The sequence below is a fragment of the Metapseudomonas otitidis genome (assembly GCF_900111835.1).
GTDB lineage: Bacteria > Pseudomonadota > Gammaproteobacteria > Pseudomonadales > Pseudomonadaceae > Metapseudomonas > Metapseudomonas otitidis.
The window spans coordinates 38,159-58,779 of sequence record NZ_FOJP01000013.1 but is presented as its reverse complement, the minus strand read 5'-3'; the positions used below and the strand labels follow the sequence as shown (position 1 = coordinate 58,779).

Sequence of the window (20,621 nt, the reverse complement as noted above, 5' to 3'; positions counted from 1 at the left end):
GAGGCGGGTATGCAAACACGAGAAGACAACGGCACGGTGCGCTCGGTGGAGCGCGCCTTGGGCATCCTCGAACTGCTGGGCGCCCATGACGCCCTGGGATTGGAGGAGCTGCACTACCTCACCGGCCTGCCCAAGGCCACGGTGTCGCGCCTGTTGCACACCCTGCAGGAGCAGGGCTGGCTGTACCGGGGGCTGTGCGACCGGCGCTACCGGCTCACCGCCGAGCGCCTGTTCGGCGACCCGCAGCAGCGCTTCCTCCGGCAACTGGTGGAGCGCGCCTCGCCGCTGCTCTGCGAGCTGGCCGAGCGCACCGGCCTGGTGGCCGACCTGTCGTTCTTCGACGGAGACGACCTGCTGGTGGTGGAAAGCGCCGTGCCCCAGGTGCTGCGTCGGCGCTACCCGAACAACCGCCTGGTGGTGGGGCTCAAGGCCAGCCTGCACCAGTCGGCCATGGGCAAGGCCTGCGTCGCCGCCCTGGAGCCCACCGACCTGGAGCGCCTGGCCGCGCGCCATGGCCTGCCCGGCGAGGCGCTGCAGCGGGTCCATGAACAGGCCCACCGCCAGGGCTATGGCGAGCGCACCGAGGGCAGCTGGGAATATGCCGTGCGCCTGCCCTTCCTGATCCGCGCCGTGGCCTTGCCGGTGCGTCGCCAGGGGCGTGTCGTGGGCAGCGTCGCCCTGCACTGGCCCCGCGACCAGGACAGCGTCGAGCGGGTCAGCGGCCAGCACCTGCAGGACCTCGCCGGCACCGTCGACCTGTTGCAGGGCCGGCTGGCCTAGGCCGCCGGCCCACCCTCCCGCGTCCGGCTTCCTGTCGCCTGCACCATCGTCCCGCCCGCCATTCCACCCGGTGGAACCCATTTCGATTGCCTGTCGGGGGCGGCCGCCCACAATGGGCCTGCCTGTCCGGACAGCCTCACCTTTCATCCAGAACAACAAGAAGGACAACGAGATGAACCTGCGAGAGAAAGGCCTCGCCGGGCTGCTGTGCCTGGCGTCCGGCTGGGCGTGCCATGCCGAACCCTTCATCGACGACAGCCGCACGTCGCTGCGCTACAGCCAGTTCTACTGGAAGGAGAACGACGGCGGCGAGGTCGGCCCCAACCGCGACGAATGGGTGCAGGCCGCCCTGTTCAGCTTCAACTCCGGCTGGTACCGCGACCTGTTCGGCGTGGACTACGCCTACGGCCTGGCCGATGCGCTGCACGTGGGCCACGAGGCCACCAGCATCAGCAACCTGGAAGCCGGGCGCAGCGTGCAGTCGCCCCACGGCATCGCCAAGCCGGTGGAGGCCTACCTGCGCGGACGGCTCCCGGTGGCCGACGGCTACCTGCAACTGGGGCTCGGCAAGAAGAGCCGGCGCTACGGGCAGTACTACGACGACCCCTTCAGCCGCATCCTGCCGCCCTCCACCCTGGGGACGGACCTGGAGTGGCGCGCCGAGGGCCGCGCTCTGCGCTACAGCCGCCTCACCGGCTTCAGTGCGCGCAACGAGTCGGGCTGGTCCGACACCCTGCGCAACTTCCGTGGCCAGCGCATCGAGGCGCTGCACCTGGCGGCCGTGGAATGGACGCTGCCCACCACCAGCCGCCTGACTGGCGAGTACAGCCTGGCCGAAGACTACCTCAAGGTCGGCTCCATCAAGCTGGAGCACAGCCTGGCCCTGGGGGATGAGCGCTTCATCGACCTCGCGGGCACCCTCGGCGCCCAGCAGGACGCCGGGCGCCTGTTCGAGCACGAGGGCGTGCGCGGCCTGTTCGAGGCGGAGCGGCAGCACCGGGCCCGCTACACCGACCTGTCGCTGAAGTACCGCACGCCCACCTACACCCTGGGGGCGGCCTACAACCGGGTGCGGGGTGGCGACTTCGACCGCCCGTTCTTCCGCCAGGACCACGGCACCTGGAACAGCAGCGCCAAGCTGTTCTACTACTTCGGCGCCGAGGACGAGGCCATGGTCAAGCTCATGGCCGGGATGGACTTCAGCGCCTTCGGCCTGCCCCAGCTGCGGCTGGACAGCCACTACGCCTTCTCCGACCACGCCGCCGGCTACCGCGACTTCTCCCGGCGGGAGTTCCAGAGCCTGCTGCAGTACCGCTTCGACGGGCCGCTCAGGGGGCTCAGCCTGGCCTGGCTGCACAACCGCTTCCACACCGAAGGCGTACCCGACGGGGTGGACCGCCGGCAGGCCTCGCGCGGGCCGGCGGGCATCATCACCCACCACGCCGAACGTTTGTACCTGAACTACGTCTATAGCTTCTGATCCGAAGGACAGGCCGGCCCTCGCCCTGCTGGCGACGGGCCGGCGACCCTGGTTTGCAGGTGCGCTGGCCGGCGGTTTAAGGTGGCGCCGATTTGCAACAGGAGTCCCCATGCGCACGTCCATTCCCCTCGTCTTCGCCCTGCTGGGCGCCCTGGCGCTGCCGGCCCACGCGGGCTGGTACCTGGACAACGAGTCCTCGCGGCTGTCCTTCATTTCCACCAAGGGCGGCAGCCTCTCCGAGGTGCACCGCTTCCTCACCCTGCACGGCAACATCGGCGAAACCGGCAAGGCCCACCTGCGCATCGAACTGGAGTCGGTGAGCACCGGCATCCCCCTGCGGGACCAGCGCCTGCGCGACCTGTTCTTCGAGATCGAACGCAACCCCGAGGCCGAGGTGCACGCCCAGATCGACCTGCGCCCCATCACCGACCTGGCCCCCGGCGCCCAGCTGGAGCTGCGCCTGCCGCTGAAGGTGACGCTGCACGGCCGCGAGCACGAGTACCAGGCCGAGCTGCTGGCCACCCGCCTGGATGACCGCCGCTTCCAGGTGGTGACCCTGGCCCCGCTGGTGCTGCAGGCGGAGGACTTCGGCCTGATGGAAGGCCTGGGCACCCTCAAGCAGTTGGCGGGGCTCTCCTCCATCAGCAGCTCGGTGCCGGTGGGCGCCGTGCTGATCTTCACGGCGCGCTGATGGGCCACATCTTCCCCTGGAAGTCCGGCAACCGCTTTGATCTGCTGATCGACGGGCCGAGCTTCTTTCCCGCCATGCTGGCCGACATCGACCGGGCCGAGCACCACGTCAGCCTGGAGCTCTACCTGGTGGAGGACGGCCGTTGCAGCGAGGCCCTGGTGGAGGTGCTCTGCCAGGCCGCGCGGCGGGGGGTGAAGGTGCGCTGCCTGTTCGACGGCTTCGGCAGCCAGAAGCTCGGTCAGGCCCTGCGCGGGCGGCTGGCCGAGGCCGGTGTGCTGCTGCAGTTCTACAACCCCATCCGCTGGCGGCGTGGGGCGAACAACTTCTACCGCGACCACCGCAAGATCCTGGTGGTGGACGACCGCGTCGCCTACGTGGGCGGCACCGGCTCCACCGACGACTTCTGGCAGCCCGGCGAGGCCGAAAGCCATTGGCATGAGGCCATGGTGGCGATCCAGGGGCCGCTGGTGGTGCATTGGAAACTGATCTTCGACTTCCAGTGGCTGGCCAACCTGCGTCGCCGTCCCTGGCTGCCGGACGAGGCGCCGGGGCTCAGCCACCTGCCGCCCTATCCCTCGGCCGGCGTGGGCATGGGCCGGGTGGCCTACGCCGACGCCCGCCAGCACCTGGACATCGTCCAGTCCCTGGTGCGCAGCCTGCGCAACGCCAAGGAGCGGGTGTGGCTGGCCACGCCGTACTTCCTGCCCAGCTGGAAGGTGCGCCGCGCCCTGATCAAGGCCGCCCGGCGCGGCGTGGACGTGCGCCTGCTGCTCACCGGGCGCAACACCGACCACCCGCCGGTGCGCTTCGCCGGGCAGCGCTACTACCCGCGCCTGCTGCGGGCCAACGTGCGGATCTTCGAGTACCAGCCGCGCTTCCTGCACCTGAAGATGGTGCTGGTGGACGGCTGGGTCAGCGTCGGCTCGTGCAACTTCGACCACTGGAACCTGCGCTTCAACCTCGAAGCCAACGTCGAGGCCCTGGACCGGCACTTCACCGAGCAGGTGGCGGCCTCCCTCGGCCGCGACTTCGACGACAGCCGCGAGATCACCCTGGAGGACTGGCACGCCCGGCCGCTGCTCAAGCGCTTCTACCAGCGCCTGTGGGGCTGGCTCGACCGCCTGGCGGTGAACCTGCTGGACCGCCGCCGCTGAGCCGAACCTTTGTCGGGTGTCGGCAGTGGCCCGCCGCCGGCTACGCTCCCTGCACCCCATAACGAGAGATGTGCCCATGCGCCGTCCGCTGCTGTTGCCCCTGCTGGTCGTGCTGTTGTCCGCCTGTTCCACCCCCGGTGCCTTTTTCGGCGCCACCGACGGCCCGGCCTTCGAGGCGCTGGCGCCCCGGGACGGCGACCATGCCCTGGTCTACATCTACCGCCCCCGCAGCGACTGGGCCGACCAGGAGCTGGAGGCGCCTGGGCTGTTCCTCGACGGCCGGCTGATCGGCACCCTGCCGAGCAACGGCTACCTGGCCCTGGAGTTCGACGTCGCCAACTACCGCCTGGAGATGCGCCGCCCGCTGATGGGTACCTACTGGACGCTGCTGGCCGGCGGCTATTTCGACTTCACCCAGATCACCAGCTTCGCCTTCGAGGCCGGTGCCGGCGGCACCTACTACCTGCGCTACGACGAGCTCAATCCGCCGCCGAAGAACGCCGAGCTGCCGCCCCAGGGCGACGGCCCGCTGCAGCTGGTGGGCGAGGCCCTGGGCCGCCAGGAGATCGCCGCCACCCGCCAGGTGCAACCGCTGCTGCGCATCGACGCCAACGGCCAGCCGCTGTAGTAGCCGGGTGTTACCCAGGGGGCCACGCTGGGGAGGATGATTGGCTACCTTTGTCACCCTGAGCCCTGACTGGGAGGACCCCGCAATGGCAGCCAAGAAGATCCTGATGCTGGTCGGCGACTACGCCGAAGACTACGAAACCATGGTGCCGTTCCAGGCCCTCGGCATGGTCGGCCACACCGTCCACGCCGTGTGCCCCGACAAGGTCGCCGGGCAGACCGTGCGCACCGCCATCCATGATTTCGAAGGCGACCAGACCTACAGCGAGAAGCCCGGCCACAACTTCGCCCTCAACTTCGACTTCGACCGCGTCCGCGCCGAGGACTACGACGCCCTGCTGATCCCCGGCGGCCGTGCCCCCGAATACCTGCGCCTGAACGCCCGGGTGATCGAGCTGGTGAAAGCCTTCGACGCCGCGAAGAAACCCATCGCCGCCGTCTGCCACGGCCCGCAGCTGCTGGCCGCCGCCGGCGTGCTCAAGGGCCGCTCCTGCAGCGCCTACCCGGCCTGCGCTCCGGAAGTCGCCCTGGCCGGTGGCGAGTTCGTCGACATCGCCGTGGACCACGCCCACGTGGACGGCCACCTGGTCACCGCTCCCGCCTGGCCGGCCCATTCGGCCTGGCTGGCGAAGTTCCTCGAGGTGCTGGGGACGCGGATCAGCCTGTAACGAGGCGCAGAATCCCTGCGCCGTCCTGCATACTGCGGTGCGGCCGCCAGGGGCGCGACCATCACGCTGGCGCCGTGGCGCACCGCTGGGCGACCGAAGCCGCCCCTGCACGATTCAGGACCCCCGATAAAGGACCCACCCCATGTGCGAGCTCTATGTAAAGGCCGACCCGATCCTCTACGAATCCCGCTCGCGCTCCCTGCGCATCCGGGGCGTGGTCACCACCCTGCGCCTGGAGAACCAGTTCTGGGACATCCTCCGGGAGATCGCCGAGGTGGACGGCATGACCACCAACCAGCTCATCACCAAGCTCTACGACGAGGTGATGGACTACCGTGGCGAGGTGGTGAACTTCGCCTCCTTCCTGCGGGTGAGCTGCACCCGCTACCTGGCCCAGCGCAGCACGGCAGCCGGGCTGAGCCTGGTCCCGCGCCGCACCGGGTGACCGATCGGTCTGAAACATGAGGCGGTCGGCGGATCGCCCCGGCCGACTCGGTTAGTCTTGCCCCCGCGCGTGGCAGGGAGGCCACCGCCGCGCGTCCACCGGCTGCATCCGCTGTCGGGGTTCGATGGCCCCAGGAGTTGTTCATGGCTGCCAAACGCTTCATCACCCTCACCGCCCTTGCTGCCTGCCTGTTGGCCGGTGTGCCGGCCTTCGCCGAGCCGTCCCTGGCCGAGCGTCGCGCCATCACCGCGTACGAGCAGGGCGTCTACGTCGACCAGGTCAAGGCCATCCAGGCCGCTGCCGGCTACGAGCTGCCGCTGGACGTGCAATGGAACACCATTGCGCTGCCGGACCAGTCCGCCAACTACGCCCAGGACGGTTTCTGGACCCAGATCTACTTCGTGCCCCTGCAGAAGGCCCTGTCCGCCATTGCCGTGGACGACATGGGCAAGCAGGCCCTGAAAGCCAAGCTGAGCAAGGTGGTGGTGCGCTACGACGAGGCCACTGCGCCCTCCAGCGCCTACCAGGACGGCGTGGCCTTCGACGGCGGCGTGCTGGACCTGAACTTCCGCCCGTTCAGCAACGTCGACGACGTGGACGCTCGAGCCGAGGCGATCCGCAAGGCCCTCGAAGCCAAGCTCTGATTTGTGCCCGGCAACCGGCCTCCCGGCCGGTTGCCACGACGCCTTTGCCCGCGCCGGCGAGGGGTCTAAGCTGCGCTATCTCCCTTCCTGGCGCGTTCCGCGATGTACAAGCTGCCCACCACGGCCACTGCGCCGTTCTGCCCCTCCGCCGTCAGCCACAGCGTGACCATTCCCCCCGGCGCCTCCCTGGGTCGCCGGCTGATGCTGTTCCTCGGCCCGGGCCTCTTGGTCTCGGTCGGCTACATGGACCCCGGCAACTGGGCCACCGCCATCGAGGCCGGGTCGCGCTTCGGCTATGCGCTGCTGTTCGTGGTGCTGCTGGCGAGCCTGTCGGGCATGGTGCTGCAGAGCCTCTGCTCGCGGCTGGGCATCGCCACCGGGCGTGACCTGGCGCAGCTCTGCCGCGAGCGCTACCGCCCCGGCGTGGCGCGGGGGCAATGGCTGCTGGCGGAACTGTCGATCATCGCCACCGACCTGGCCGAGGTGCTCGGCGCGGCCCTGGCCTTCCACCTGCTGCTGGGGGTGTCGCTGACCGTGGGCGTGGTACTGACGGCGTTCGACACGCTGATCGTGCTGGCGCTGCAGGGCGCCAACTTCCGCCGGCTGGAGGCCATCGTGCTGGGGCTGATCGCCACCATCGGCGCCTGCTTCTTCATCGAGCTGCTGCTGGTGCGGCCGCACTGGCCGGAGGTGGCGGCGGGGCTGCGGCCCAGCTGGGAGTTGCTCAGCGGGCAGGAGCCGCTGTACCTGGCCATCGGCATCCTCGGGGCGACGGTGATGCCGCACAACCTCTACCTGCACTCCTCGGTGGTGCAGACGCGGGTCAACGGCGAGGACGAGGCCAGCAAGCGCAGCGCCATCCGCTTCGCCCGGTTCGACACCATCGGCTCGCTGTCCCTGGCGCTGCTGGTCAATGGCGCCATCCTGGTGCTGGCCGCCGCGGCCTTCCATGGCAACGGCCACACCGAGGTGGTGGAGATCCAGGACGCCTACCACCTGCTGGACCCGCTGGTGGGCGGTGCGCTGGCCAGCTTCCTGTTCGGCTTCGCGCTGCTGGCGGCGGGGCAGAGTTCCACCTTCACCGGCACCATTGCCGGCCAGGTGGTGATGGAGGGTTTCCTGCAGGCGAAGATCCCCTGCTGGCAGCGGCGCCTGATCACCCGCGCCCTGGCGCTGGTCCCGGCGATCGCCGGGGTGCTGTGGCTGGGGGAGGGGGCGGTGGGCAAGCTGCTGGTGCTGAGCCAGGTGGTGCTCAGCCTGCAACTGCCCTTCGCGCTGTGGCCGCTGATCCGCTTCACCAGCGACCGCCGGTTGATGGGGCCGTTCGCCAACAGCCTGCCGGTGGCGCTGCTGGCCTGGGCGCTGTTCGGGCTGATCGCCCTGGCGAACCTGACGCTGCTGTACTTCTGGCTGGCCTGAGGCCTCAGCTGACCTGCTCGATCCAGTCGGTCAGGTTGTAGTAGTTGGTCACCCGCGCGATCTTGCCGGCGTGCACGTGGAAGAAGGCGCCGGCCGGCAGCACGTAGGTCTGGCCGCGTGCCGGCGGCAGGCCCTCGTCACCCACCAGGTACTGGCCGTGCACCACGAACTCGGCGGCCACGCGGCTGCCGTCGGCGCTGGGCATGATGACGATGTCGGTCAGGCGCTCCTTGTAGCAGCGGTTCATCTTCTCCATGAAGGCGGCGAACACCGCCTTGCCCTGCTGGCGCTCGCCCTGGTTGATGTCGTGCACCACGTCCTCGCTGAGCAGGGCGAGGAAGGCCGGCATGTCCCCGGCGTTGAAGGCGTCGTAATAGGCTTTCACCAGTTCGGCTGCGGTCATGGTCAAGGTCCTGTCGCAAATGGGTCGGTTCGGGGTTGCGCTGCATGATAGGGTCTTGTCCGCCCCCGCTCTTAGCCAGGGGCGTCATCGAGGCTGGCAAAACGACGACCATGGACATCCGACGCTACCAGGGCGCGGCCATCGCGCCTTTCATCGACGACCTCGCACGGCTGCGCCTGACGGTGTTCCGCGAGTACCCCTATCTCTACGACGGCACCCTGGACTACGAGGCGCGCTACCTGGCCACCTACGCCGAGTCGGCCGAGAGCCTGTTCGTGCTGATGTTCGACCAGGGTCGGGTGGTCGGGGCCTCCACCGGGTTGCCCCTGGCGGACGAGACCGACGCCTTCCAGCGGCCCTTCCTTGACCAGGGCTGGGACCCGGCGCGGATCTTCTACTTCGGGGAGTCGGTGCTGTTGCCGGCGTACCGGGGCGGCGGCCTGGGCGTGCGCTTCTTCGCCGAGCGCGAGGCCTATGCCCGTGCGCTGGGGCGTTTCCAGTGGTGCGCCTTCTGCGCCGTGGAGCGCCCGGACGACCACCCGCGCCGCCCGCCCGGCTACCAGCCGCTGCACGGGTTCTGGGCCCGTCGCGGTTACCGCCACCACCCCGCCTTGCGCACCGAGTACCACTGGCGCGACCTGGACGAGCGCGAGGAAAGCGCCAAGCCCATGTCGTTCTGGCTGAAGGAGCTGACCCCGTGAAGATCGCCGCCTGCCAATACCACATCGACCTCTTCGACACCTGGGACGCCTACGCCGAGCACCTCACCACCCTGTGCGAGGCCGCTGCCGGCGAGGGCGCGGAGCTGTTGCTGCTGCCGGAGTACGCCGGCCTGGTACTGAGCGGGCAACTGCCGCCGGCCCAGCGCGGCGACCTGCAGGCCTCCATCGACGGCATCCAGCCGCTGCTGCCTGCCTGGCGGGCGCTGTGCGCGGACCTGGCGCGGCGCCTCGGCGTCTACCTGCAGCCCGGTTCGGTGGCGGTGCGCGATGCCGACGGCCAGTACCGCAACCGCGCCTGGTTCTACGGCCCGGACGGCGAGCTGGGCCACCAGGACAAGCTGATGATGACCCGCTTCGAGCGCGAGCACTGGCACATCGCGGCGGGGCAGGGGCTGCGGGTGTTCGACACGGCGTTCGGGCGCCTGGGCATCCTCATCTGCTACGACAACGAGTTCCCCCTGCTGGCGCGGACCCTGGCCGAGGGCGGCGCCGACCTGATCCTCGCCCCCAGCTGCACCGACACCGAGGCCGGCTACCACCGCGTGCGCATCGGCGCCCAGGCCCGCGCCCTGGAAAGCCAGATCGCCGTGCTGCAGTCGCCCACCGTGGGGCTGGCGCCCTGGTCCCCGGCGCTGGACGAGAACATCGGCCGCGCCGGCCTCTATGTGCCGCCGGACTACGGCATGCCGAGCAACGGCGTGATCGCCGAGAGCCCCGAGCTGTGCCCGGACGGCAGTCGCTGGCTGCTGGCCGAGCTGGACCTGGAGGAGGTGCGCCGGGTGCGGCGGGAGGGGCAGGTGTTCACCCGGCGGGACTGGCCGGAGCAGTTCGAGCGCGTGAGGAGCTAACGCCCGCTCTCGTCCGCCAGCGACGGGCATCCGCCCAGGGCCTGCAGTTCGTCCAGGGGGACGCCTCCGAGGGCGAAGGCTTCGCAGTCGGGCGGCAAGCTGGGCAGGTTGCCGGGGGCCTCGCTGGCCATGGAGGCGACGGCGCTGTCGCCCGCGCCCGGTGCGCGGCCCAGGATCACCAGTTCGCCGAGCTCACGGCCGCGCCGCAGCAGCAGGCGGTCGCGCTGGATCGCCAGCACCTCGACGCCGCCGGGCAGGCGGTCGCCGGTCCGGACGCTGAAGGGCGGCCCGTCTTCAAGGCTGAGGGTGGCGCTGCCCTGGCCATCCCCCCGACTGAACACCCCGTGCAGGCGCCATGCGCTGAGGCCGGGCAGTGCCCCCAGCGGCTGCAGGTGCAGCCGGGGTGGGGCCAGCAGCGCGGTGGGCAGCTCCACTGCGGCAAGCGGCAGGGGCAGCAGTGCCAGCAGCAGCGCCGGGCCCCATGGGGCCCGGCGCCGGTGGGCCTCAGGGGGCCACGGCTTGGGCGCGTTGCTCGGCATAGGCGGTGAAGGCGGCGATGTTGCGGCTTTGCAGCAGCGGCAGCAGGCCGTTGTCGCTGAGGGTGGGGCCGTACCATTTCTGGTTGGCGCCGCCGGTGCAGCCGTAGAGGATCAGCTTGCCGCGTCCGTTGGTGAGGTAGCCACCGGAGAGGTCCAGGCAGCGGCTGCCGGCCTTCAGCTGTGGCAGTGCGGAGAAGTCCCAGGACTGGGCGTCCTGCTGGCTGTCGCAGGCGCTCAGGCCCACGTCGTTGCTGGCGGTAAGACATTGGGTGGGCTGGGCGACGCTGCGGATGCGACCGCTGGCGTCCACCCGCCACTGTTCCTCCGCCGAGCCGGTGCACTGGGCCTTGGCCAGCACGTAGGGCTGCCAGGCGCCGTCCACCTGTTCCACCCGCACGCAGTTGCCGTTGCCTAGGGTGAAGCCCTGGCGCGGTGGCAGCAGGGTGCGGCTGTCGAACTGCAGGGTGGTCAGCAGGGCATCCAGGGCCTGGCCGGCGTCGGCGCTGCCGGCCAGCTGGGCGCCGTAGGCGTCGAGCCAGCGATTCAGGCGCAGGGCGCGGGCCTGTTGGTCCAGCAGGCGTTGGCGGACCTGCTGGGCCGTGGCCGAGAGGCCGTCGGGCTGGTCGCTGTAGCTGTCGAAGAGCACCCGTGCGTTGCCCTTGAGCGTGGGCACGAGCTGGCCGGCGAGGGCCGTGAGGGCGGCGTCGAGCTGGGGCAGTTCTTCCTGGCGCAGGGCCTGGAAGCCGGCTTCGCGACCGACGATCACCGGCGGCGGCAGGGCGGGCAGGCCCTGGGGAATGACCACGCTGGCCAGCTCGGTGGTGGCGGCGCCGGCCGTGTCGCGGCATTGCAGGGCCGCGGCGACGGGCTGTTCGGCCTGGGCCAGGTTGACGTGCAGCTTGTTGGCGTTGCTGCCCAGGCGCGTGGGGGCGACGGCGATGCGCTGGGTCCTGTCGTTGGCGAAGCTGACCTCCAGCCAGCATTGCCGGCTGGTGGCTGCGGCGTCGGGCGGCGGCAGGTCGTAGACCTGGCCCCAGTTGCCACGCAGGGCCGGGTAGAGCACGGCGGCGCCGGTCTCCGGGTCGTAGCCGCCGAGCAGGGTGATGACCGGGACGCCGAACAGGCGCGGCTTGCGGTAGGTGCCGTCGGCGCTGTTGTACCAGACGGTGCGGGAGGTCGGCGTCTTCGGCTGGAACACCTCCATCTTGCGGCTGGTGGCGTCCCACTTGCGGTAACCGGTGGGGGAGTCGGGCGCCCAGACGGCGCGGTTCAGCGCCGGCTGGATCTTCTGCCGCGTGCTGTAGCCGGTGTAGTGGGTGTAGCGCGACAGGCCGCTGGCGAAGTTACCGCCGGCCATGGCGTCGGTGGCGAAGCTGTAGGCATCGGCGTAGATCGGCATGCCGTTGAGGCCGCCGGTCTTGGCGCGGGTCCAGTGCAGGTTGGCGCGCATGCGCTTGCGGTAGGCGATGTAGCCCCAGCCGCTGTCGTGGTGGTGACCCGACCAGAAGTAGTTGTCGCCACTCTGCCCCGGGTAGTGGCCCAGGCCGTAGTGGTGGCCGATCTCGTGGCTGAATTCGTTCCCCACCGAGTCGATCAGGGTGAGGATGCCGTTGCCGCCGCTGAGGCCGTGGTTGACGGTGCCGTTGCTGTACAGGCCGCGGGCGTGGTGGATGACCGCCGAGTTGGTCAGCTGCGGCTGCTCCTGGCTGGCCATGCCGGCGCTGGTGATGCCCCAGTTGGCCAGGTTGATGCCGGTGCTGAAGGTGGACTTGGCGGTGTTCTCGCGCATGTCGCCGCTGTACACGTCGCCGGTGGTGGCGCTGACCTGGCCCTGGTCGGCGTCGTAGATCGTGCCGTTGGCCACCATCACCTTGCGCAGTAGCACGTCCTCGTACCGGCTGGCCACCATGCGGGCGATGGGCACGGTCTGGAAGTAGTCGGTGGCGGCCTGGGCCGGCTGGGTGTTGAACCAGTGCTGGCCGCCCGGGACCTCGGGGGTGAGCATGCCGATGCGGATGGCCTGGACCAGCAGTTCGGCAGGCGGGGCGAAGTCGAAGGCCTCGGCGCCGCGCTGGCCGCTGCGGCCCTGGTCGTCGCTGAGCTGCAGGCTCATGCCGGGCACCACCCAGTCCCAGGGCAGCACGGCGGACCAGGCGCGGCGCGAATACACCACGTCGGGGCGGGCGTCGCTGCCGGTGCGGTCGGCACGGTAGAGCTCGTCGGGGTGGCGCAGCGTCAGGTCGCCCTTGAGGGCGCCGTCCAACAGCACCTGCACGCGCAGGGACCTGGGCAGGGGCTGGTCCGGGTCGGGGGTTACCAGCAGCAGGGCTTCGCGCTCGCTGGTCAGGCGCGGCATGTTCTTCGCTTCGTTGCCTTGCGGGTCCACCGAGTGGCTCTGCACGAACTGCAGCATGGCCGCGAGGGTGCCGGTGAGGTCGTTGCGCACCGGGCGCGGCTGGCCGTCGGCGGTCTGGTCGTAGAAACCGAGGGCTCCGACCTCATCTACCACGGCGGCACTGGGCTCGGGGAAGCGGTTCTCCGGTTGGGTGACCGGCGGCTCGGTGGGCGGCGTGACCGGGGGCGTGACCGGTGGCTGCGGGGTCTCGGGCGTTTCCGGATCGGGGCGGGTGCCACCACCGGCGGGCGGCTGGGATGGCGTCTCCGGGGTGCTGGTGGCCGGTGGGGCGGGGTTGCTGGAGCCTCCGCCACCCCCGCCGCCGCCCAGGTCCAGGCAACCGGCCAGGCTGAGCAGTCCGTAGATCAGTACGAGCTTGCGAAACATGTCCCCTCGCTTTCAGTTCGGCTTTGTTGTGATTGTTGTGAGCCGGGGCGAGCGCTAGAGCGCCATGACCCGTCCCCGATGGCTGGGCAGTGTGGCCGGCAGGTCGCGCAGGGCGCGCTCGGCCAGGTCGGCCTGGGAGTACTCGCCGTAGAACATGCGGTACCAGTCCTGGCCGTTGCGCTGCGAATGCTGGATGCGCAGGGGCGCGCCGGGGTGGCGGGCCATCAGTGCGCGCATGTACTGCTCGCTGCTGCCTTCGATCAGGTTGATGCTGTAGCGCCGCGGGGCGGCCGGGGCTGGCGCCGGAGCGGCGGCAGGCTGTGCCGGAGCCGCGGGCGCCGGGGGTTGTGTCGCTGGCGTGGTGGCTGCCACGGGTTGGGCGCTGCGCTGCAGGGGCGTTTCAGCCGGGGCGGCGTAGGGTTGGGCCGGGGCCGGGGCCGGCTTGGGCGCAGGTGCCGGTGTTGGTGCCGGTGCCGGTGCCGTCGCGACCGGGGCGGCCGAGCGGGTGGACTTGAACAGCTGCGCCGGCTCCTGGGGCAGGCTGCGCTGGGCGTTTGGCCCGGCGGCCTGCTGCCGCAGGTCGAGGTACTTCTCCTGGCTGAGGTCGGCCAGGCGGTTGCCGTCGCGGACCACGCTGGGCCGCAGGAAGACCATCAGGTTGCGCTTGACGTTGACGTCCTTGCTGGAGCGGAACAGGCCGCCCACCAGGGGCATGTCGCCCAGCAGCGGTACCTTGCTCTCGCTGCGGGTGACGTCGTCCTGGATCAGGCCGCCGAGCACGATCACCTGGCCGTTGTCGGCCAGTACGGTGCTCTTGATCATGCGTTTGTTGGTGACCAGGTCCACCGCGCGGGAGGCGGCGCCGGTGCTGGGGGCGATGGAGGAGATCTCCTGCTCGATCACCAGGCGCAGGGTGCCGCCTTCGTTGATGTGCGGGGTGACCTTGAGGGTGACGCCGACATCCTTGCGCTCGATGGTGGTGAAGGGGTTGTTGGCCCCGGCGGCGTCGGTGGTGTAGGAGCCGGTCTGGAAGGGCACGTTCTGCCCCACGAGGATCTCGGCCTTCTGGTTGTCCAGGGTCAGCAGGCTGGGGGTGGAAAGCAGGTTGCTGTTGCCGTTGGCGGAGAGGGCGGTGATCAGCGCACCGAAGTTCTTGTTGCCGATGCCGACGATGGCGCCGTCGGGCAGGCTGACCGGGGTCTTGGCGTCGATGGCGCCGAGCAGGGTGCCCACCGAGAGCCCGGTGTTGCTGAAGTTGCTGCCGCCGATGGGGCCGCTGTCGGAGCGCCCGTCGATGGCCCACTGCACGCCGAGGGCTTCGCTGACGTCGCCGGACATCTCGACGATGGCGGCCTCCACCAGCACCTGGGCGCGGGGTACGTCGAGCTGGTGCACCAGGTCTTCCAGCTGCGCCACCATGTCCGGCTCGGCCATCAGGATGAGGGCGTTGATCCCCTCGTCGGCGCGGATCAGCACCGGGGCCTGGGTGGTGGTGGGCGAGGCGGTGCCGCGCAGTTGCTCGGAGAGGTCGCTGAGGGTCTTGGCCAGGTCCTTGGCGTCGCCATGGCGCAGGCGCACGACCCGGGTGTTGGCCGAGCGCACAGGCTGGGTGTCCAACTGGCGGGCCATCTTCAGCAGGCGCTCGCGGGCCTCGGGCGGGCCGAGCAGCAGCAGGCGGTTGGTGCGTGGGTCGGCGATCACCTGGGCGTTGCCGTTGCCGGCCGGCTGCCCGCGCCGCAGGCTCTCCTGCAGCATCGCGGCGACGTCGCGGGCCCAGGCGTGCTTGAGGTCGTAGAACACGCTGTCGTTGGCTCCGGCGCTGTCCACCTGGGCGATCAGGGCGATCAGCCGTTCGATGTTGGCGCGCTTGTCACTGACGATCAGCGAGTTGCTGGAGGGGATGGCCGCCAGGTGACCGTTCTGCGGCACCAGCGGGCGGATCAGCGGGAGCAGTTCGTTGACCGGTGTCTGCTGCACCTGCAGCAGGCGCGTCTCGAGGGTTTCCGGGCCGCTGCCGACGGGGCTGTTGGCCACGCTGCGGCCCTCCACATCGGGCACGATGCGCGCCTGGTTGCCCTGGGTGACCACGCTGTAGCCGTGGGTGCTCATCACCGAGAGGAACAGCTGGTAGACCTCGCTGAGGGTCAGCGGCGATTCGGAGATGACGGTGACCTGGCCCTTGACCCGGGGATCGAGCACCAGGGTCTGGCCACTGATGCTGGCGACCTGCTCGGTGAAGTCGCGGATGTCGGCGTCGCGCATGTTGATGGTCCAGCGCTCCTCGCCGTCCTGGCTGGCCGGCTCTGCCCACAGCAGCGGGCACAGCAACATGCAGGCCCAGGCGAGGCGGGCCAGGCAACGGGGCAGGCACAGGCTCATCGGCGGGGCTCCCGGATGCTCGGGCAATCGGCTACGGGCAGCCGCGTGCCGGCCGGAAGGCGCAGGGAGAGGGCAAAGGTCCAGGGCATAGAGAAAGCTCGACAGACTGCTGCGCATCCATGCGACGTGTTGGTTTCCTATGGCGACCTGCCTGGGGGAGACCCGACAAGCGGGCGAGAGAATAAGGAAAGCGGCACGTCCGTTCGACTGGTCGGAGTACAACTGTGCATGGGCTCACACTCCTGAAATTGACCGGTTGGTCATATCAGGATGTGGGTCCCGTTTTGGGGATTTGGTGGGCAGTAGGTTGGCGTCTGGAATCCGCTTGGCGCTGAACTGATCAGCAGCGCGTTACCGGAAGAGCGCCAAGAAAAAGCCCGGCGCGAGGCCGGGCTTTTCAATTGCGGTGTGGCTTACTTCACTTCCACCGCGAGGCTTTCGGCGATCTTCTTGTTCCAGATCGCCGGGCCGGTGATGTGCACCGACTCGCCGTTGGTGTCGACGGCGACGGTGACCGGCATGTCCTTCACGTCGAATTCGTAGATGGCTTCCATCCCGAGTTCGGCGAAGGCCAGGACCTTGGACTTCTTGATCGCCTGGGCCACCAGGTAGGCAGCGCCGCCGACGGCCATCAGGTACACGGCCTTGTTGTCCTTGATCGCTTCGATGGCGATGGGGCCACGCTCGGACTTGCCGATCATGCCCAGCAGGCCGGTGCTTTCCAGGATCTGGCGGGTGAACTTGTCCATGCGGGTGGCGGTGGTGGGGCCTGCCGGGCCGACCACTTCGTCACCGACCGGATCGACCGGGCCGACGTAGTAGATGAAGCGGCCCTTGAGGTCCACCGGCAGCTCTTCGCCCTTGTTGAGCATGTCGACCATGCGCTTGTGGGCGGCGTCGCGGCCGGTGAGCATCTTGCCGTTGAGCAGCAGGGTCTCGCCCGGCTCCCAGCTCTGCACGTCCTCGGGGGTGATGCTGTCGAGGTCGACGCGGCGGGCGCTCGGGCCGGCTTCCCAGACGATTTCCGGGTAGGCGTCCAGCGGCGGGGCCTCCAGGGCGGCCGGGCCGGAACCGTCGAGCACGAAGTGGGCGTGACGGGTGGCGGCGCAGTTGGGGATCATGCACACCGGCAGCGAGGCAGCGTGGGTCGGGTAGTCCATGATCTTCACGTCGAGGACGGTGGTCAGGCCACCCAGGCCCTGGGCGCCGATGCCCAGCTGGTTGACCTTCTCGAACAGTTCGAGGCGCATTTCCTCGATCTTGTTCTGCGGGCCACGGGCCTTCAGTTCGTGGATGTCGATCGGGTCCATCAGGACTTCCTTCGCCATCACCGCGGCCTTCTCGGCGGTGCCGCCGATGCCGATGCCGAGCATGCCCGGCGGGCACCAGCCAGCACCCATGGTCGGGACGGTCTTGAGCACCCAGTCGACGATGGAGTCGGACGGGTTGAGCATGGCCATCTTCGACTTGTTCTCGGAGCCACCGCCCTTGGCGGCCACGTCCACTTCCACGGTGTTGCCGGGGACGATGGAGTAGTGGATCACCGCCGGGGTGTTGTCCTTGGTGTTCTTACGGGCACCCGCCGGGTCGGCCAGGATGGAGGCGCGCAGGACGTTCTCCGGCAGGTTGTAGGCGCGGCGCACGCCCTCGTTGATCATGTCGTCGACGCTCATGGTGGCGCCGTCCCAGCGCACGTCCATGCCCACGCGGACGAACACGGTGACGATGCCGGTGTCCTGGCAGATGGGGCGGTGGCCGGTGGCGCACATGCGCGAGTTGATCAGGATCTGCGCCATGGAGTCGCGCGCGGCGGGCGACTCTTCGCGCAGGTAGGCCTCGTGCATGGCCTGGATGAAATCGACGGGGTGGTAATAGGAGATGAACTGCAGGGCGTCGGCGACGCTCTGAATCAGGTCGTCCTGCTTGATCACGGTCATGGGTGCGCTCCTCTTCAATTCGGGAACATCAGGAAGCGCCGGACCACGACCCGGCGCGCATTGGATTGGGGGTGAAAATGGCGCGGAAGTATACCGCGTGCTCAAGGCCGGGCACACCCGCCAAGAGTCGACCCCGGGCGCTCGGCGAACCGCTTGCGTCCCCTAGGTTTTTCGTTTTCACGCGCGTAGAGTGGCGGCATCGTGCCAGCACGGGACGGAGCCCATGAGCACATCCAGTCGAGGGTCCACCCAACGGGGCCTGCAAAGCCTGCTGCTGAAGCGCTTCGGCATGGCAGTGGCAACCTATGCGCTCGTGCTGCTGCTGTTCTGGCTGGCGGTGCTGGGTGGTTTCTACCAGCGCTCGCCCTGGGTGGCGCTGGGCTTCACCGGACTCATCGTCATTTCCCAACTCGTGTTCTTCGCGCTCCTGCGCAGCGGCCGCAACCTGCGTTTCCCCGACCCCAGCCTGACCGAGGCGCAGATCCTCGTGGCCATGACCTGGCACACCCTGCTGATGGCCGACCTGGGCGCGGCCCGGGGCGCACTGCTGGTGGTGTATGTGCTGATCCTGCTGTTCGGCGTGTTCCAGCTGCCGCCACGGGTATTCCTGCGCTGTGCGGGCTTCGGGCTGACGGCCTTCGCCGGCCTGAACCTGCTGGAGGCGTACCAGATGCGCCTGCAGTCGCCGGCCTTGGCGCTGCTGCAGGTGTGTGCGCTGTTCGTGCTGCTGGTGTGGCTGGGGCTGTTCGCCAGCTATGTCCAGGCGATGCGCCAGCGCATGCGGCAGCGGCGCTTCGCCCTGCAGGCCCACCAGGACACGCTGCGCGGGATGATGCGCCAACTGGAAGACCTGGTGGCCACCGACGAACTCACCGGGCTGTTCAACCGCCGGCACTTCCTGCGCATGGCAGCGCGGGAGATGAAGGGCGTGCCGCCGGGCCGCTTCCATGGCCTGGCGCTGATCGACCTTGACCACTTCAAGCGCATCAATGACCAGCATGGCCACGCGGCCGGCGACCGGGTGCTGCAGACCTTCGCGGCCGTGGCGCGGGCCTGCCTGCGCGATGGCGATCTCCTGGCCCGCTACGGTGGCGAGGAGTTCGTGCTGCTGTTGCCCGACTGCGATGCCGACCGCCTGACCAGCTGCTGCGAGCGGCTGCGGGAGGCTTTCGCCAGCGCCGAGCCGGTGGGGGTGCAGGTGGGGGCGCTGAGCCTGTCTGCCGGCATGACCCTGATCGGTTGCAACGATGACCTGGACGACGCCCTGCAGCGGGCCGACCAGGCGCTCTACCGGGCCAAGCGCAATGGCCGCAACCGCTGCGATGCGGCATGGGAGATCCAGGGTGCCTGAACTCGAAGCCGCCGGGCGCCGCTGGAGCGTGGCGCCCGCCAGCAACCTGCTGGATGCCCTGAATGCCGGTGGCTGCCGCGTGCCGTTCAGTTGCCGTGCCGGCAGCTGCCATGCCTGCCTGGTGCGGGTGACCGCCGGCGAGCCGGCCGATGCGCGCCCCGATGCGCTGGATGCCGAGCGTCGTGAACAGGGATGGCGCCTGGCCTGCCAGTGCCTGGTGGTGCAGGACCTGGCGGTGGAGCTGTTCGACCCCCAGCGCGACGGCACCCTGGCCCGGGTCGCGGCCTGTGACTGGCTGGGGGGCGAGGTGCTGCGCCTGCGCCTGGAACCACAGCGACCGCTGCGCTACAGCGCCGGCCAGCACCTGCTGCTGTGGACGGGGGAGGGCGTGGCCCGGCCCTACTCGCTGGCCAGCCTGCCGGGGGAGGCGCCCTGGCTGGAGTTCCACATCGATTGCCGTGCGCCGGGCGCCTTCTGCGATGCCGCCCGGGCGCTGGTGCCCGGGGATGCGCTGCGCCTGGGCGAACTGCGCGGCGGTGCGCTGCACTATGACCCGGCCTGGGACGCCCGGCCGCTGCTGATGCTGGCTGCCGGCACGGGGTTGGCACCGATCTGGGGTGTGCTGCGGGAGGCGCTGCGCCAGCATCATGCCGGCCCCATCCGGCTCATTCACGTGGCCCATGACGAGGCTGGCCACTACCTGGCGGAGCCCTTGCGTGCGCTGGCGGCCGAGCATGCCAACGTCACGGTCGAGCTGGTGACGGTGGCGCAGCTACAGGCTGTTTTGGCCGAAATCCGGCTTGTGAGCCGGCAAACCGTCGCCCTACTCTGCGGGCGGCCGGAGCGGGTCGAGGCCTTCGCCCGCCGGCTCTATCTCGCGGGCCTGCCCCGCAACCAACTGCTGGCCGACGAATTCCTGAGCCGCTCCGTCTGAGGCGGCCACCGCCGAGGACCCACCATGAGCGAACACATCCACCTGGAACGCGAGCAGGGCCTGCTGACCCTGCGCATGGACCGCGAGGACAAGAAGAACGCCCTGACCCGCGCCATGTATGGCGCCCTGGCCGATGCGCTGGACGCGGCCGACGAGGACCGCAGCGTGCGTGCGGTGCTGATCACCGGCAGCGAGACCTGCTTCACCAGCGGCAACGACGTGGCCGACTTCATCCAGGCGCCGCCGTCCGGGCTGGACAGCGAAGTGTTCCGCTTCATGAAGGCACTGTTCGACTTCAGCAAGCCGGTGGTGGCCGCCGTGAGTGGCCCGGCCGTGGGCATCGGCACCACGCTGCTGCTGCATTGCGACCTGGTCTACGTGGCGCGCGACGCCAAGCTGAAGATGCCCTTCGTCAACCTGGGGCTGTGCCCGGAGTACGGCTCCAGCCTGATCCTGCCGCGCCTACTCGGTCACGCCCGTGCGGCGGAGCTGCTGCTGCTGGGCGAGTCTTTCACCGGTGAGCAGGCGGCTGCCTGGGGCATTGCCAACGAGGCCCTGGCGGACGGCGCCGCAACCCTGGCCCGTGCCCGCGAGATGGCCCAGCGCTTCGAGCAACTGGCGCCCTCGGCGGTGGCGGTGAGCAAGCGCCTGATGCGCGAACCCGGCCGTGAGGAACTGCGCCGGGTGATCATGGAGGAGGGCGAGCTGTTCGGTCAGCGCCTGCGTACGCCCGAGGCCATCGAGGCGCTGTCGGCGTTCATGCAGCGGCGAAAACCCGATTTTTCCAAGTTCGCCTGAGTGGTCCAGCAGGGCGGGCT

19 protein-coding genes are annotated in these 20,621 nt (G+C 69.7%); 14 read left to right on the top strand and 5 right to left on the bottom strand.

Features of this window, described 5'->3' with window-relative positions:
- Positions 1-9: 9 nt before the first annotated feature.
- From BM198_RS17645 to BM198_RS17605, 9 genes are all read left to right on the top strand, one after another.
- On the top strand, positions 10-780 hold the full coding sequence (locus BM198_RS17645) for an IclR family transcriptional regulator (RefSeq protein WP_074971562.1): 771 nt from the start codon (positions 10-12) through the stop codon (positions 778-780).
- A gap of 172 nt (positions 781-952) precedes the next feature.
- Positions 953-2,260, top strand: a complete 1,308-nt coding sequence (locus BM198_RS17640; protein WP_074971561.1) for an OprD family outer membrane porin — start codon at positions 953-955, stop codon at positions 2,258-2,260.
- A gap of 109 nt (positions 2,261-2,369) precedes the next feature.
- Positions 2,370-2,951 carry a YceI family protein gene (locus tag BM198_RS17635; RefSeq protein ID WP_074971560.1) on the top strand — a complete coding sequence of 194 codons (582 nt, stop codon included), beginning with the start codon at positions 2,370-2,372 and terminating at the stop codon, positions 2,949-2,951.
- Positions 2,948-4,105 carry a phospholipase D-like domain-containing protein gene (locus BM198_RS17630; protein ID WP_074971559.1) on the top strand — a complete coding sequence of 386 codons (1,158 nt, stop codon included), beginning with the start codon at positions 2,948-2,950 and terminating at the stop codon, positions 4,103-4,105. Before BM198_RS17635 ends, BM198_RS17630 begins: the two co-directional genes overlap by 4 nt.
- 76 nt (positions 4,106-4,181) lie before the next feature.
- Positions 4,182-4,733, top strand: a complete 552-nt coding sequence (locus tag BM198_RS17625; RefSeq protein WP_044409350.1) for a DUF2846 domain-containing protein — start codon at positions 4,182-4,184, stop codon at positions 4,731-4,733.
- An 85-nt stretch (positions 4,734-4,818) separates the two neighbouring features.
- Entirely contained in the window at positions 4,819-5,400 is a 582-nt protein-coding gene (locus tag BM198_RS17620) for a DJ-1/PfpI family protein (protein WP_044409348.1), read from the top strand.
- Positions 5,401-5,542: 142 nt separating this feature from the next.
- Positions 5,543-5,845: a ribbon-helix-helix domain-containing protein gene (locus tag BM198_RS17615; protein ID WP_044409347.1), complete on the top strand. Its 303-nt coding sequence runs from the start codon at positions 5,543-5,545 to the stop codon at positions 5,843-5,845.
- A gap of 143 nt (positions 5,846-5,988) precedes the next feature.
- Positions 5,989-6,489: a hypothetical protein gene (locus BM198_RS17610; RefSeq protein ID WP_074971558.1), complete on the top strand. Its 501-nt coding sequence runs from the start codon at positions 5,989-5,991 to the stop codon at positions 6,487-6,489.
- Between the two features lie 102 nt (positions 6,490-6,591).
- Positions 6,592-7,908: an Nramp family divalent metal transporter gene (locus BM198_RS17605; RefSeq protein ID WP_074971557.1), complete on the top strand. Its 1,317-nt coding sequence runs from the start codon at positions 6,592-6,594 to the stop codon at positions 7,906-7,908.
- 4 nt (positions 7,909-7,912) lie between these two features.
- On the opposite strand, the gene BM198_RS17600 is transcribed toward BM198_RS17605, so the two are convergent.
- The gene (locus BM198_RS17600; RefSeq protein WP_044409344.1) at positions 7,913-8,311 is read right to left on the bottom strand and encodes a nuclear transport factor 2 family protein; all 399 of its coding nucleotides are present in this window, start codon (positions 8,309-8,311) and stop codon (positions 7,913-7,915) included.
- Between the two features lie 110 nt (positions 8,312-8,421).
- Here BM198_RS17600 and BM198_RS17595 point away from each other — a divergent pair, with 110 nt between their 5' ends.
- Complete coding sequence (locus BM198_RS17595) at positions 8,422-9,012, top strand: GNAT family N-acetyltransferase (RefSeq protein ID WP_074971556.1); 591 nt, start codon at positions 8,422-8,424, stop codon at positions 9,010-9,012.
- Positions 9,009-9,881 carry a carbon-nitrogen hydrolase family protein gene (locus tag BM198_RS17590; protein ID WP_074971555.1) on the top strand — a complete coding sequence of 291 codons (873 nt, stop codon included), beginning with the start codon at positions 9,009-9,011 and terminating at the stop codon, positions 9,879-9,881. The genes BM198_RS17595 and BM198_RS17590 overlap by 4 nt, the downstream gene beginning before the upstream one ends.
- Here BM198_RS17590 and BM198_RS17585 read toward each other — a convergent pair.
- The 4 genes from BM198_RS17585 to BM198_RS17570 form a co-directional block, all read right to left on the bottom strand.
- Positions 9,878-10,420 carry a hypothetical protein gene (locus BM198_RS17585; protein ID WP_074971554.1) on the bottom strand — a complete coding sequence of 181 codons (543 nt, stop codon included), beginning with the start codon at positions 10,418-10,420 and terminating at the stop codon, positions 9,878-9,880. The two genes, BM198_RS17590 and BM198_RS17585, sit on opposite strands and share 4 nt — an antisense overlap.
- Positions 10,386-13,202 carry a M66 family metalloprotease gene (locus tag BM198_RS17580; RefSeq protein WP_074971553.1) on the bottom strand — a complete coding sequence of 939 codons (2,817 nt, stop codon included), beginning with the start codon at positions 13,200-13,202 and terminating at the stop codon, positions 10,386-10,388. Before BM198_RS17580 ends, BM198_RS17585 begins: the two co-directional genes overlap by 35 nt.
- A gap of 54 nt (positions 13,203-13,256) precedes the next feature.
- Positions 13,257-15,581 (bottom strand): type II secretion system secretin GspD, encoded by a 2,325-nt coding sequence (gspD, locus tag BM198_RS17575; RefSeq protein ID WP_074971552.1) that lies wholly within the window; start codon positions 15,579-15,581, stop codon positions 13,257-13,259.
- 413 nt (positions 15,582-15,994) lie between these two features.
- Complete coding sequence (locus BM198_RS17570) at positions 15,995-17,518, bottom strand: fumarate hydratase (RefSeq protein WP_074971551.1); 1,524 nt, start codon at positions 17,516-17,518, stop codon at positions 15,995-15,997.
- Positions 17,519-17,741: 223 nt separating this feature from the next.
- On the opposite strand from BM198_RS17570, the gene BM198_RS17565 reads away from it, so the two are divergent.
- From BM198_RS17565 to BM198_RS17555, 3 genes are read left to right on the top strand one after another with little or no spacing between them, the layout of a single operon-like run.
- Complete coding sequence (locus tag BM198_RS17565; RefSeq protein WP_074971550.1) at positions 17,742-18,869, top strand: GGDEF domain-containing protein; 1,128 nt, start codon at positions 17,742-17,744, stop codon at positions 18,867-18,869.
- Positions 18,862-19,803 (top strand): iron-sulfur-binding ferredoxin reductase, encoded by a 942-nt coding sequence (locus BM198_RS17560; protein ID WP_074971549.1) that lies wholly within the window; start codon positions 18,862-18,864, stop codon positions 19,801-19,803. The genes BM198_RS17565 and BM198_RS17560 overlap by 8 nt, the downstream gene beginning before the upstream one ends.
- Positions 19,804-19,827: 24 nt before the next feature.
- Positions 19,828-20,601 carry an enoyl-CoA hydratase gene (locus tag BM198_RS17555; RefSeq protein ID WP_044413062.1) on the top strand — a complete coding sequence of 258 codons (774 nt, stop codon included), beginning with the start codon at positions 19,828-19,830 and terminating at the stop codon, positions 20,599-20,601.
- The last annotated feature ends 20 nt before the right edge of the window (positions 20,602-20,621 follow it).

Bases quoted from the DNA above. Each gene is read 5' to 3' on its own strand.
- BM198_RS17605 (WP_074971557.1), top strand. From the start codon at position 6,592: ATGTACAAGCTGCCCACCACGGCCACTGCGCCGTTCTGCCCCTCCGCC.
- BM198_RS17645 (WP_074971562.1), top strand. From the start codon at position 10: ATGCAAACACGAGAAGACAACGGCACGGTGCGCTCGGTGGAGCGCGCC.
- gspD (WP_074971552.1), bottom strand. From the start codon at position 15,581: ATGAGCCTGTGCCTGCCCCGTTGCCTGGCCCGCCTCGCCTGGGCCTGC.
- BM198_RS17625 (WP_044409350.1), top strand. From the start codon at position 4,182: ATGCGCCGTCCGCTGCTGTTGCCCCTGCTGGTCGTGCTGTTGTCCGCC.
- BM198_RS17615 (WP_044409347.1), top strand. From the start codon at position 5,543: ATGTGCGAGCTCTATGTAAAGGCCGACCCGATCCTCTACGAATCCCGC.
- BM198_RS17640 (WP_074971561.1), top strand. From the start codon at position 953: ATGAACCTGCGAGAGAAAGGCCTCGCCGGGCTGCTGTGCCTGGCGTCC.
- BM198_RS17635 (WP_074971560.1), top strand. From the start codon at position 2,370: ATGCGCACGTCCATTCCCCTCGTCTTCGCCCTGCTGGGCGCCCTGGCG.
- BM198_RS17585 (WP_074971554.1), bottom strand. From the start codon at position 10,420: ATGCCGAGCAACGCGCCCAAGCCGTGGCCCCCTGAGGCCCACCGGCGC.
- BM198_RS17565 (WP_074971550.1), top strand. From the start codon at position 17,742: ATGAGCACATCCAGTCGAGGGTCCACCCAACGGGGCCTGCAAAGCCTG.
- BM198_RS17595 (WP_074971556.1), top strand. From the start codon at position 8,422: ATGGACATCCGACGCTACCAGGGCGCGGCCATCGCGCCTTTCATCGAC.
- BM198_RS17620 (WP_044409348.1), top strand. From the start codon at position 4,819: ATGGCAGCCAAGAAGATCCTGATGCTGGTCGGCGACTACGCCGAAGAC.
- BM198_RS17570 (WP_074971551.1), bottom strand. From the start codon at position 17,518: ATGACCGTGATCAAGCAGGACGACCTGATTCAGAGCGTCGCCGACGCC.
- BM198_RS17610 (WP_074971558.1), top strand. From the start codon at position 5,989: ATGGCTGCCAAACGCTTCATCACCCTCACCGCCCTTGCTGCCTGCCTG.
- BM198_RS17580 (WP_074971553.1), bottom strand. From the start codon at position 13,202: ATGTTTCGCAAGCTCGTACTGATCTACGGACTGCTCAGCCTGGCCGGT.
- BM198_RS17600 (WP_044409344.1), bottom strand. From the start codon at position 8,311: ATGACCGCAGCCGAACTGGTGAAAGCCTATTACGACGCCTTCAACGCC.
- BM198_RS17555 (WP_044413062.1), top strand. From the start codon at position 19,828: ATGAGCGAACACATCCACCTGGAACGCGAGCAGGGCCTGCTGACCCTG.